Origin of the sequence: Zoogloea sp., assembly GCF_041904905.1 — a bacterium.
Taxonomy (GTDB): domain Bacteria; phylum Pseudomonadota; class Gammaproteobacteria; order Burkholderiales; family Rhodocyclaceae; genus Zoogloea.
Genome location: NZ_JAYRMI010000098.1, coordinates 1 through 11,519, shown reverse-complemented (window position 1 = coordinate 11,519; position 11,519 = coordinate 1). Strand labels below are relative to the sequence as shown.

Genomic DNA, 11,519 nt, shown 5'->3' with positions numbered 1-11,519 from the left:
CGCAGGCCCAGGATCGCGAACAGGTTGGAGGTGAGCACGATGAAGGGGTCGGTGGTGATCGCGAAGATCGCCGGGATCGAATCGACCGCGAAGATCACGTCGGAGAGTTCCACCATCACCAGCACCAGGAACAGCGGCGTCGCGTAGCGCACCGCCTTGCCAGCTTCCTTGCGGGTGATGAAGAAGTTCTCGCCGTGGAGCCGGTCGGTGACCTTCATGTGATTGCGTATCCAGCGGATCACCGGGTTGTTGGCGAGATCCGGCTGGGCATCGGCGAACCACCACATCTTGACGCCGGTGACGAGCAGGAAAGCACCGAACACGTAAAGCAGCCAGTGGAACTGGGTGATGAGCCAGGCGCCGGCGAAGATCATGATCGTGCGCAGCACGATGGCGCCGAGCACGCCGAATGTGAGCACGCGCTTCTGCAGCTCGAGGGGAATGCCGAAGAAGCTGAACAGCATCAGCCACACGAAGACGTTATCGACGGCCAGGGATTTTTCGATGAGGTAGCCGGTGAGAAACTCCAGCGCCCGGGTGTTGGCCACCTCGCGCCCGGCGCTGCTGTCGAGCCAGAACCACAGGGCCGCCGCGAAGGCCAGGGTGACGCCCACCCAGATGCCCGACCAGGTAGCTGCCTCCTTGAACGAAACCCGATGCTGACGCCCGCCGCCGACGGCGAGCAGGTCGATGGCCAGCATCACCAGGACAAGGCCGAAGAAGCCCGCCCACATCCACCACGTACCGATTGATTCCATGAAAAACGTCTCCAGGTCTGGATTGCATCCGCCGTTCCACGCCACAGGGCAGAAAACGGAACGGCCCTTTGTCCAGCGAGGACGAAGGGCCGTTGAATCCAGAAAAGAGGTGCCTTCGCCATCGCGGCAAAGGTCTTGCTCGCTGCCGTCGATGACGACAACCCGGAGCGCCGGAAGGGACAGCCTGCATCCCTTCGTATTGACGACGCCGCGGCGGAAGAGCTACTCCCCCTTGGGACACATTGAGATTAAGGTATCCAAGTGAAACGGTCAACTACTTGATGCGACGCCGCCCCCGGCGAACCGGGGGCGGGTGAAGCGATATAGCTCAGGCCTTGATGACGGCGGCGATGGCGTCGGCGACGTAATCGAGGTTCTTGCTGTTGAGGGCGGCCAGGCAGATGCGGCCGGTGCCCACGGCGTAGATGCCGAACTCGTCCTTCATGCGCTCGACCTGCGCGGCGCTGAGGCCAGTGTAGGAGAACATGCCGCGCTGCTTGATGACGAAGGAGAAGTCCTGGTCGACCTTGCGGGCGGCCAGCTGCTCGACGAGGCCGGTGCGCATGGCGCGGATGCGGTCACGCATGCCGGCCAGTTCGGCTTCCCACTCGGCGCGCAGGGCGGGGGTGGACAGCACCGCGGCGACGATGGCGCCGCCGTGGATCGGCGGGTTGGAGTAGTTGGTGCGGATCACGCGCTTGAGCTGGGACAGCACGCGGGTGGATTCGTCCTTGCTTTGGGTGACGATGGACAGGGCGCCGACGCGCTCGCCATAGAGCGAGAAGCTCTTGGAGAAGGAGCTGGACACGAAGAAGGACAGGCCGGAGGCGGCAAACAGGTTGACCGCCACGGCGTCCGGCTCGATGCCGTCGGCGAAGCCCTGGTAGGCCATGTCGAGGAAGGGCACCAGGCCGCGGTTGGCACAGGCCTGGACCACTTCGGCCCACTGGGCTTCGGTGAGGTCGGCGCCGGTGGGGTTGTGGCAGCAGGCGTGCAGCACGATGATCGAGCCGGCAGGCAGGCTGTTCAGCTTGGCGATCATGGCCTCGGCGTTGGCGCCGCGGGTTTCCGGGTTGTAGTAGGGGTAGTTCTCGACCGGGAAGCCGGCTGCTTCGAACAGGGCGCGGTGGTTCTCCCAGCTCGGATCGGAGATGTAGACGGTGGCGTTGGGGACGACGCGCTTGAGCAGGTCGCCGCCGATCTTCAGGGCGCCGGTGCCCCCGAGGGCCTGGGCGGTGACGACGCGGCCGTCGCGGATCAGCGCGCTGTCGGCGCCGAACAGCAGGTTCTGTACGGCGTTGTTGTAAGCGGCCGGGCCTTCGATGGGCTGGTAGCCACGGGGCGGGGCGGCTTCGAGGCGGGCCTTCTCGGCGGTCTTGACGGCGCCGAGGAGGGGGATCTTGCCGTTGTCGTCGAAGTAGACGCCAACGCCGAGGTTGACCTTGGTGCTGCGGGTGTCCGCGTTGAAGGCTTCGTTGAGGCCGAGGATCGGATCGCGGGGGGCCAGTTCGACTGCAGCAAAGATCGAAGAGCTCATGGGTTCTCCAGAAGGGGCGAAGGGCGCGGGCGCTTTGTGACGCTCGCTGGGTGATAATACGGAGTTGCCCGCGGGGTTTGCGGGCGCCACCGTTTGACTCAAGACAGAAATTTTATCATGGCCGATCAATCAGGTAGCGGGCGCGTGGTGGTTTTCGAGGGCAGCCCGTTCCGGCTCCACCAGCCCTTTCCCCCCGGCGGCGACCAGCCGGAGGCGATCCGCAAGCTCGTCGAGGGCATCGGCGACGGCCTGATGTTCCAGACGCTGCTGGGCGTGACGGGCTCCGGCAAGACCTACACGATGGCCAACGTGATCGCCCGCTGCGGCCGGCCCGCGCTGGTGCTGGCCCACAACAAGACCCTGGCGGCGCAGCTGTATTCGGAGTTCCGCGAGTTCTTTCCCGAGAACGCGGTGGAGTACTTCGTGAGCTACTACGACTACTACCAGCCCGAAGCCTACGTGCCGTCGCGGGATCTGTTCATCGAGAAGGATTCGTCGATCAACGAGCACATCGAGCAGATGCGCCTGTCGGCCACCAAGAGCCTGATGGAGCGCCGCGACGTGGTGATCGTGGCGTCGGTGTCGTGCATCTACGGTATCGGCGATCCGGGCGACTACCACGCGATGGTGCTACACCTGCGCGAGGGCGAGCAGATGGCCCACCGGGATCTGGTGCAGCGGCTGGTGGCGATGCAGTACGACCGGGCGGACGTGGATTTCAAGCGCGGCACCTTCCGGGTGCGCGGCGACGTGATCGACATCTTCCCGGCCGAGAACGCCGAGCACGCGCTGCGGGTGGAGATGTTCGACGACGAGATCGAGCACCTCACGCTGTTCGACCCGCTCACCGGCCACCTCAAGCAGAAGATCGTCCGTTTCACGGTGTATCCGTCCAGCCACTACGTGACGCCGCGGGCCACCGTGCTGCGGGCCATCGAGGCGATCAAGGACGAACTGCGCGAGCGCATCGAGGTCTTCCAGAAGCAGGGCAAGCTGGTCGAGGCCCAGCGCATCGAGCAGCGCACCCGCTTCGATCTGGAGATGCTCAACGAGCTGGGTTTCTGCAAGGGTATCGAGAACTATTCGCGTCATCTGTCGGGCCGCGAGCCCGGCGCGGCGCCGCCCACCCTGATCGACTACCTGCCGGCGGATGGCCTGATGTTCATCGACGAATCCCACGTGTCCATCGGCCAGGTGGGGGCGATGTACAAGGGCGACCGCTCGCGCAAGGAGAACCTCGTCGAGTACGGTTTCCGGCTGCCGTCGGCGCTGGACAACCGGCCGCTCAAGTTCGAGGAGTTCGAGCGCCTGCTGCCCCAGACGGTGTTCGTCTCCGCCACGCCGGCGGCCTACGAGCAGGAGCACCAGGGCCAGGTGGTGGAGCAGGTGGTGCGCCCCACCGGCCTTGTGGACCCGATCATTGTCGTGCGGCCGGCGTCCACCCAGGTGGACGACCTGCTGGGCGAGATCAAGAAGCGCCTGGCGGTGGGCGAGCGGGTGCTGGTCACCGTGCTCACCAAGCGGCTGGCCGAGGATCTCACCGAATATCTGGCCGAGAACGGCATCCGGGTGCGCTACCTGCACTCCGACATCGACACCGTGGAGCGGGTCGAGATCATCCGCGACCTGCGCCTGGGCGAGTTCGACGTGCTGGTGGGCATCAACCTGCTGCGGGAAGGCCTCGACATCCCCGAGGTGTCGCTGGTGGCGATCCTCGACGCGGACAAGGAGGGCTTCCTGCGTTCCGAGCGCTCGCTGATCCAGACCATCGGCCGCGCCGCCCGCCACCTGCACGGCACCGCCATCCTCTACGCCGACCGGATCACCGATTCGATGAAGGCCGCCATTGGCGAGACGGAGCGCCGCCGCGCCAAGCAGATCGCCTTCAACGAGGCGAACGGGATTACGCCCAAGTCTGTGACAAAACGCATCAAAGACATCATCGACGGTGTCTATGATGCGTCATCGGAGGCTGTCACAATGTCCGCCGGGGAAGCCCGGAGCGACTACGCCGCCCTCGACGAGAAAGCACTGGCGAAGACCATCCGCCAGCTCGAGAAGGAAATGCAGGAACACGCCCGCAACCTGGAATTCGAGAAAGCCGCGGCCGCCCGCGACAAGCTCTTCCGGTTGCGCCAGCAGGCATTCGGGGCCGATGCCCACGACCTGTCCGGCGGTTCCCCACCGGACGCCACTGGCTGAGAGATTCGAAAATTGGTGCTTGCTCTTGTACGTTCCGCCCGCCGGCTGCTTAAATTACCGGTAGGAGGGACACCGATAATGAGAATACTATTCGTCTGCACCGGCAATATCTGCCGGTCGCCGACAGCAGAGGGCGTTGCGCGTCGCTGGCTGGCGATGGCCGGGTTGGAGGACGCCGTGGGCGTCGATTCGGCGGGCATTCAAGGCTATCACGCCGGCGAGGCACCCGATCCCCGCACCCAGACCGCCGCCGTGCGGCGCGGCTACGACCTTTCCCGGCTGCGCGCGCGCAAGGTCCAGCCCAAGGATTACGCCGATTTCGACCTGCTGCTGGCGATGGATCGGGATCATTTCCACTACCTGCGCGACCGTGCCCCCGAGGGCTGCAAGCACAAGGTGCGCATGTTCATGAGCTTCGCCCAGCGCCACCGGCGGGACGACGTGCCAGACCCGTATTACGGCGGCCTCACCGGCTTCGATGCGGTGCTCGACATGTGCGAAGACGCCGTGCAAGGCCTGATCGACGAGATCCGCCCCGAGGTGGAGCGGCGCCGGCAGTCGGCCGTCTGAACCGCCTGCCGAACCGTACTGCCTGGCGCGGCAGTTACAAATAAAAAGGCCAACCCCGCGGGGTTGGCCTTTTTGCTGGGTGCTGCCGGGCTTACTTCGGCCCGGTTTCCACCTGAACCAGCGGCTCGTCCGCCACCACTGCCGGCGCGCGGCGGCGACGGCCAAGGGGCTGGGCGGGGGCCTGTTCCACCTGGATGGACTTGGCCGCGTCGGAGCGGGTCTCGATCAGCACCAGCCCGCTTTCCTCCAGGGCTGCCGACAGATCGGCCGGGGCGTTGGGTGCCGGGGCGGCGACGAGCACCTCGACCGACGCCGGGACGGCTTCGGCAGGCGCCGGTGCGGCGACCGCTTCGGCCGGTGCGTCGACCGTGGGCGTGGTTTCCGCTTCACGGGCGGCCGCGGCGACCTGCTCGATCAGGCTGGCCGCTTCGGCAGCCGGTGCCGGGGCGACTTCGGCCTGCACTTCGGCGATCGCCGGCTGGGCCGCTTCGACGACGGCTTCAGCTGCCGGGGCTTCGGCCACGGCCACTGCGGCCGGTGCGGCTTCGACGACGGCGTCGGTCACTTCGGCAACCGGCGCGGCTTCGGCTGCCGGCGCGACCTCGACCACGGCGGGCGCTGCGGCGGCGACCGGTGCCTCGGTGGCTTCGGCCGGCGCGGCTTCGGTCACCGCAGGTGCGGCTTCGGCCTGAACGGCTTCGGCGGCGGGCTGGGCCTGATCGCCGATTTCCAGTTCGCCCTGGGCGGCGGCTTCGACGCTGGTGCCTTCCTCGTTGCGACGACCGCCACGACGGCCACGGCGGCCGCGACGGCTGCGCTCGGCGCCGGCTTCGCCTTCGGCGGCGGCCGGTGCTGCGGCTTCCGGTGCTGCGACGGCGGCGACCGCGGTCAGCTGCTCGGCGCTGGCAACGATGCCTTCAGCCTCGACGGCGGGCTTGGCGGCCTGGCGGCTGCGACCGCGCTCGCCCCGTTCGCCACGCTCGCCGGTGCGGCCTTCGCGCTCGGGGCGCTCGCCACGCTCCTGACGCTCGCCGCGCTCCTGGCGTTCGCCCCGCTGGCGCTGGGGCTTCTCGCGGGGCTCGGCCTGGGTTTCGGGGGCGGTGTTGTTGCGGGTGTTGTCGCGACCTTCGCGTTCGGTACGCTCGGTACGTTCGCCGCGTTCGGCACGCTCGCCACGCTCTTCGCGCTGGCCGTCGCGACGGCCGCGGCCGCCGTCCCGGCGACCGTTGCGTTCGCTGCGACCGCGGGATTCGCGGCGCTGGGGTTCCGGCTGGGCGACCGCCGGGGCCGGCGCGGGAGCGGGCTTTTCGCCTCGGAAGAAGGCGAAGATGCGGGCCAGCAGGCCGGGCTGGCTTTCGGGCACGGGCGCCGGGGTCGGCGCAGGGTCGGCCTTGGCTTCGACTACCGGGGCGGGCTGGTCGGGGGTGATGCCCTTGACGGCGGCTTCCTGGCGGGCCGGCCGGTCGGTGTTGGCCGACGGTGGGGTGTAGGTTTCGTCGGCCGGCTTGATGGCCATGCGATAGCTCGGAACCGCGCTGTCTTCCTGGTTGAGCTGGTCGTGGCGCAGGCGGACGATCTCGTGCTGCGGGGTCTCGAGATGGCGGTTGGGGATCAGCACCAGGCTGACCTTGTGGCGGATCTCGATCTTGGCGATGTCGTCGCGCTTCTCGTTGAGGAGGAAGGTGGCGACATCCACCGGCACCTGGCAGTGCAGGGCGCCGGTGTTGTCCTTCATGGCCTCTTCTTCGAGGATGCGCAGGATGTGCAGCGCGGACGACTCGGTGCTGCGGATGTGGCCGGTGCCGTTACAGCGCGGGCAGGGGATGTAGCTGGTCTCGGCGAGGGCCGGGCGAAGGCGCTGGCGGGACAGCTCGAGCAGGCCGAAGCGGCTGATCTTGCCGGTCTGGACGCGGGCGCGGTCGTAACGCAGGGCGTCGCGCAGGCGGTTCTCGACCTCGCGCTGGTTCTTCTGGGACTCCATGTCGATGAAGTCGATGACGATCAGGCCGCCCAGGTCGCGCAGGCGCAGCTGGCGGGCCACCTCGTCGGCGGCTTCGCAGTTGGTCTTGAACGCGGTTTCCTCGATGTCGGCACCGCGGGTGGCGCGGCCGGAGTTCACGTCGACGGACACCAGGGCTTCGGTGTGGTCGATCACGATGGCGCCGCCGGAGGGCAGGCTGACCTGACGGGAATAGGCCGACTCGATCTGGTGCTCGATCTGGAAGCGCGAGAACAGCGGCACGTCGTCGTGGTAGCGCTTCACGCGGTTCACGTTCTGCGGCATGACGTGGGCCATGAACTGGCGCGCCTGCTCATAGACGTCGTCGGTGTCGATCAGGATCTCGCCGATGTCGGGCTGGAAGTAGTCGCGGATCGCGCGGATCACGAGGCTGCCTTCCTGGTAGATCAGGAACGCGCCTTCCTGGGCCTGAGCGGCGCCGTCGATGGCGCGCCACAGCTGCAGGAGGTAGTTCAAGTCCCACTGCAGCTCTTCGGCGGTGCGGCCGATGGCGGCGGTGCGGGCGATCAGGCTCATGCCGCCGGGCACTTCGAGCTGGTCCATCACGTCGCGCAGTTCGGCGCGCTCGTCGCCCTCGACACGGCGCGAAACGCCGCCGCCGCGGGGGTTGTTGGGCATCAGCACAAGGTAACGGCCGGCCAGCGAGACGAAGGTGGTGAGGGCGGCACCCTTGTTGCCACGCTCGTCCTTCTCGACCTGGACGATCAGCTCCTGGCCTTCCTTCAGGGCTTCCTTGATGGACGCACGGCTGGCTTCGACGCCCGGCTGGAAGTAGGCGCGGGAGATCTCCTTGAACGGCAGGAAGCCGTGGCGCTCGGCGCCGTAGTCGACAAACGCGGCTTCGAGGCTGGGCTCGATGCGCGTGATGACGGCTTTGTAGATGTTGCTCTTGCGTTGTTCCTTGGCGGCCGATTCGATGTCGAGGTCAATGAGTTTCTGACCATCGACAATGGCAACGCGGAGTTCCTCGGCCTGCGTTGCATTGAAGAGCATTCGCTTCATTCGTCTTCTTCTCCCGCGTGGCACACGGGCAGGACGAACCGCACCACCGCTCAGTTGCGGTGATTTAGTTTGGCGTGATCGAGCCGATCCTTCATCAAAGGGAAATCAAACTAAAGTGGGTGGCGGGGTTCGTCTATCGCACCCTGAACCGCATCTGGTGCTGAGGGCGCCGGAACGCGCTGGCGGGAGTCGTCGGGCCCGGGCTTGCGGATCGCAACGCACTCTCAGTGCGCTGCCGATCTTCGGTACGGGCGCCGGTGTGTCCGGCACGATGCGTTACTGCGCCCCGGAGGCTGCGAAGAGTGCCTGCAGCTTCGCCTGGTCTCGCAAGGCCGGAGCGGCGTGCGTACGATGGGTACGACGGCGTTCAGCGTTGCGACCTCGGGCCGGCTGGCCGGGCGTGCTTCGCGGCCCCGGTTCAGGGCCGTCAATCTGCGTGTGCGCCTACGCGCAATTGGTACAAGTTTATTGTCGAATAAAGTACCATCGCCCTCTTTTTGTCCGGCGACGGACCTTCCTTTGGTTTTTCGGGAGCGGTGAGGGTGCCGGATAACTCGGCTTGGAGTCCTCTGCACAGAGTCGCTCTGGGGCGGTGCGGGCCGGTGTTGATTCACATGACAACACGCGTCTGGCCGGCGCGACGCATCAGGACCGAAAAAACCGCTCAACAGTATATTTCAAAAAGATGGCCTTGAGTAAAGCTCCCGCAGTGCGCCACGAGCGCGTCGACGACGCGAGCGCCGGTCAGCGCATCGACAACTTCCTGGTGCGCGTCTGCAAGGGCGTGCCCAAGAGCCACATCTACCGCATCCTCCGAAGTGGCGAGGTGCGGGTGAACAGCCGTCGGGTGGATCAGACCTATCGCGTGCAGATCGGCGACGAAGTGCGCATCCCGCCGATCCGTCTGGCCGAAAAGGAGAGCGTGGTGCCGGTGCCGGTGGGCAAGCCCTTCGACATCGCCTACGAGGACGACGCGCTGCTGGTGCTGGACAAGCCGGCCGGGCTGGCGGTGCATGGTGGCAGCGGGGTGAGCTTCGGGCTCATCGAGCAGCTGCGGCGTCAGCGGCCGGAGGCGAAGTTCCTCGAGCTGGTGCATCGCCTCGACCGGGAGACCTCGGGCCTGCTGATCGTTGCCAAGAAGCGCAGCGCCCTCACCGTGCTCCACGACATGATGCGCGACGGCAAGGTGCAGAAGCGCTACCTGACGCTGGTGGCCGGACGCTGGCTGAACGCCCAGCAGCACATCAAGCAGCCGCTCCTCAAATATCTGCTTGAGAACGGCGAGCGGCGGGTGAGCGTGAATCGCGAGGGCAAGCCGGCCCACAGCATCGTGCGGCTGGTGCGGCGCTGGCAGGGCTACAGCCTGCTGGAGGTGGAGCTGAAGACCGGGCGCACCCACCAGATCCGGGTGCATCTCACCCACGCGGGCTTCCCGCTGTGCGGCGACGACAAGTACGGCGACTTCGCCCTCAACAAACGGCTCGAGAAGGAAGGGCTGGGGCGGATGTTCCTGCACGCGGCGAAGCTGGCCTTCCGCCATCCGCTCACCGATCAGCCGATCGAACTTGCGGCGCCGCTGCCTGCCGAACTGGATGGCTTCCTCGCCGTCGTCGAACAAACCCGGGAGCGCGAATATGGCTAGACCGCAACGTTACGAACTCATCGTCTTCGACTGGGATGGCACGCTGATGGATTCGGCCGCCGCCATCGTCCGGGCGATCCAGGCGGCCAGCGCCGATCTGGGCCTGCCGCCGCCGTCGGATGCGCGGGCGCGCCATGTGATCGGCCTCGGCCTGCAGGATGCGCTGCACCACGCGGTGCCGGAGCTGCCCGAAGCCGACTACCCGAAGATGGTCGAGCGCTATCGCCACCATTACCTGTCCAGCGATCACGAGCTGACGCTGTTCGACGGCACTCGGGCGCTGATCGCCGATCTGCACGCCCGCGGCCATCTGCTGGCGGTGGCCACCGGCAAGAGCCGCAAGGGGCTGGACCGGGCGCTGGGCTTTTCCGGCCTGGGCGAGTATTTCCACGCCACCCGCTGCGCCGACGAGTGCTTCTCCAAGCCCCATCCGGCGATGCTTTTCGAGCTGATGGACGAGCTGGAAGTGGTGGCCGAGGCCTGCCTGATGATCGGCGACACCACCCACGATCTGCTGATGGCGAAGAACGCCGGCGTGGATGGGTTGGCGGTGAGCTTTGGTGCCCATCCGGTCGAGCAGCTGCAGGCAGCGTCGCCGCTGGCGTGCATCGACACGCCCGACGGGCTGCGGGCGTGGCTGGAGGCCAACGGGTGATCTGCGCGTCGGCCGATCTGGTGGATGGCGGCGACGGCGTGCGCTTCGCGGTGATGCGGGGCGGCCGGGAGGTGGCGGCCTTTGCGGTGCGCTTTCGCGGCCAGGTCTACGCCTACATCAACCGCTGCGCTCATGTGGCGGTGGAACTGGACTGGCAGCCGGGGCGCTTCTTCGACGGCGACGGCCTGTATCTGATCTGTGCTACCCACGGCGCCCTGTACCGGCCGGAGAGCGGCGCCTGCGTTGCCGGGCCGTGCCGGGGCGCCCGGCTGGAGCCCCTGCCGGTGGTGGAGCGCGACGGCGGCGTGTTTCTGGCCGACTGAGCGGTCAGTCGGCGAGGAGCAGGAAGACGGTGGGGCGTTTGGCGAGTTCCGGGGTGGGCGATTTCTTCCAGTCGGCGATCCGCTTGGTGACGATCCATTCATCCGCCGTGGTCAGGTCGCGGGCGACGCACAGCCGGGTCTCCGGCCCGCAGGCCTGCTTGAGCGCCTCGAACATCCGGTCGTTGCGGTAGGGCGTCTCGATGAACAGCTGGGTGCGGGAGACGCGGGCGGATTCGGCCTCAAGCTCGCGCAGGCGGCGTTTGCGGGCTTCTTCGTCGATGGGGAGGTAGCCGTGGAAGGCGAAGCTCTGGCCGTTGAGGCCGGAAGCCATCAGGCCGAGCAGCAGCGACGATGGCCCCACCATCGGCACCACCCGGACACCCGCCTCGTGGGCGCGGCGGACCAGCAGGGCGCCCGGGTCGGCCACCGCAGGGCAGCCGGCTTCGGACATCAGCCCGCAGTCGCGGCCGGCGCGGATCGGCGCCAGGAGCGCGTCGAGATCGGCCGGGCCGGGGTTTTCCGGTAGCTCGCGGATGTCGAGATCCCGTAGCGGCCTGGGGTGCGCGAAGCGCTTGAGTTCGGCGCGGGCGGTCCTGGCGTTCTCGACGACGAAGTAATCGAGGCTGCAGGCCCGCGCACCGACTTCCGCCGGCGTGGTGAGGGCGAGCGGCGCTTCGCCCAGGCTGACCGGGATCAGATAGAGCGCGCCGGCGGCGGTCGTCATGGCAGCGCGACGCCTTCGCGGCGCAGCATCCGGGCCAGGGCGATCAGCGGCAGGCCGACGAGGGCGTTGGGGTCGTCGCCGGAGAG

At 67.3% G+C, this 11,519-nt stretch carries 9 protein-coding genes and 1 pseudogene; 5 read left to right on the top strand and 5 right to left on the bottom strand.

Annotated elements, in window-relative coordinates:
* Together ACE3N6_RS18040 and ACE3N6_RS18035 are read right to left on the bottom strand one after the other, a co-directional pair.
* On the bottom strand, positions 1-758 hold a 758-nt coding region (locus ACE3N6_RS18040), incomplete at its 3' end, for a TerC/Alx family metal homeostasis membrane protein (protein ID WP_374247208.1).
* Between the two features lie 328 nt (positions 759-1,086).
* Positions 1,087-2,295: an amino acid aminotransferase gene (locus ACE3N6_RS18035; RefSeq protein WP_374247207.1), complete on the bottom strand. Its 1,209-nt coding sequence runs from the start codon at positions 2,293-2,295 to the stop codon at positions 1,087-1,089.
* Positions 2,296-2,412: 117 nt separating this feature from the next.
* Here ACE3N6_RS18035 and uvrB point away from each other — a divergent pair, with 117 nt between their 5' ends.
* Together uvrB and ACE3N6_RS18025 are read left to right on the top strand one after the other, a co-directional pair.
* Positions 2,413-4,497, top strand: coding sequence for an excinuclease ABC subunit UvrB (gene uvrB / locus ACE3N6_RS18030; protein ID WP_374247206.1), 2,085 nt, complete (start codon positions 2,413-2,415; stop codon positions 4,495-4,497).
* Between the two features lie 75 nt (positions 4,498-4,572).
* Entirely contained in the window at positions 4,573-5,067 is a 495-nt protein-coding gene (locus tag ACE3N6_RS18025) for a low molecular weight protein-tyrosine-phosphatase (RefSeq protein ID WP_374247209.1), read from the top strand.
* A 91-nt stretch (positions 5,068-5,158) separates the two neighbouring features.
* Here ACE3N6_RS18025 and ACE3N6_RS18020 read toward each other — a convergent pair whose 3' ends face one another.
* Complete coding sequence (locus ACE3N6_RS18020; RefSeq protein WP_374247205.1) at positions 5,159-8,089, bottom strand: ribonuclease E/G; 2,931 nt, start codon at positions 8,087-8,089, stop codon at positions 5,159-5,161.
* A gap of 685 nt (positions 8,090-8,774) precedes the next feature.
* Here ACE3N6_RS18020 and ACE3N6_RS18015 point away from each other — a divergent pair.
* From ACE3N6_RS18015 to ACE3N6_RS18005, 3 genes are read left to right on the top strand one after another with little or no spacing between them, the layout of a single operon-like run.
* Positions 8,775-9,731 carry an RluA family pseudouridine synthase gene (locus ACE3N6_RS18015; protein WP_374247203.1) on the top strand — a complete coding sequence of 319 codons (957 nt, stop codon included), beginning with the start codon at positions 8,775-8,777 and terminating at the stop codon, positions 9,729-9,731.
* On the top strand, positions 9,724-10,386 hold the full coding sequence (locus tag ACE3N6_RS18010) for an HAD-IA family hydrolase (protein WP_374247202.1): 663 nt from the start codon (positions 9,724-9,726) through the stop codon (positions 10,384-10,386). Before ACE3N6_RS18015 ends, ACE3N6_RS18010 begins: the two co-directional genes overlap by 8 nt.
* Positions 10,365-10,709: a Rieske (2Fe-2S) protein gene (locus ACE3N6_RS18005; RefSeq protein WP_374247201.1), complete on the top strand. Its 345-nt coding sequence runs from the start codon at positions 10,365-10,367 to the stop codon at positions 10,707-10,709. Before ACE3N6_RS18010 ends, ACE3N6_RS18005 begins: the two co-directional genes overlap by 22 nt.
* 4 nt (positions 10,710-10,713) lie before the next feature.
* Here ACE3N6_RS18005 and ACE3N6_RS18000 read toward each other — a convergent pair whose 3' ends face one another.
* Together ACE3N6_RS18000 and ACE3N6_RS17995 are read right to left on the bottom strand one after the other, a co-directional pair.
* The gene (locus tag ACE3N6_RS18000; protein WP_374247200.1) at positions 10,714-11,433 is read right to left on the bottom strand and encodes an SAM-dependent methyltransferase; all 720 of its coding nucleotides are present in this window, start codon (positions 11,431-11,433) and stop codon (positions 10,714-10,716) included.
* Positions 11,430-11,519: pseudogene (locus ACE3N6_RS17995) on the bottom strand (septum formation inhibitor Maf); the annotation flags it as partial. The pseudogene ACE3N6_RS17995 and the gene ACE3N6_RS18000, both read right to left, overlap by 4 nt.

What these genes read in the sequence shown, in the direction of transcription:
- ACE3N6_RS18020 (WP_374247205.1), bottom strand. Translation starts at nt 8,089, where the DNA reads ATGAAGCGAATGCTCTTCAATGCAACGCAGGCCGAGGAACTCCGCGTT.
- ACE3N6_RS18035 (WP_374247207.1), bottom strand. Translation starts at nt 2,295, where the DNA reads ATGAGCTCTTCGATCTTTGCTGCAGTCGAACTGGCCCCCCGCGATCCG.
- ACE3N6_RS18000 (WP_374247200.1), bottom strand. Translation starts at nt 11,433, where the DNA reads ATGACGACCGCCGCCGGCGCGCTCTATCTGATCCCGGTCAGCCTGGGC.
- ACE3N6_RS18015 (WP_374247203.1), top strand. Translation starts at nt 8,775, where the DNA reads ATGGCCTTGAGTAAAGCTCCCGCAGTGCGCCACGAGCGCGTCGACGAC.
- uvrB (WP_374247206.1), top strand. Translation starts at nt 2,413, where the DNA reads ATGGCCGATCAATCAGGTAGCGGGCGCGTGGTGGTTTTCGAGGGCAGC.
- ACE3N6_RS18010 (WP_374247202.1), top strand. Translation starts at nt 9,724, where the DNA reads ATGGCTAGACCGCAACGTTACGAACTCATCGTCTTCGACTGGGATGGC.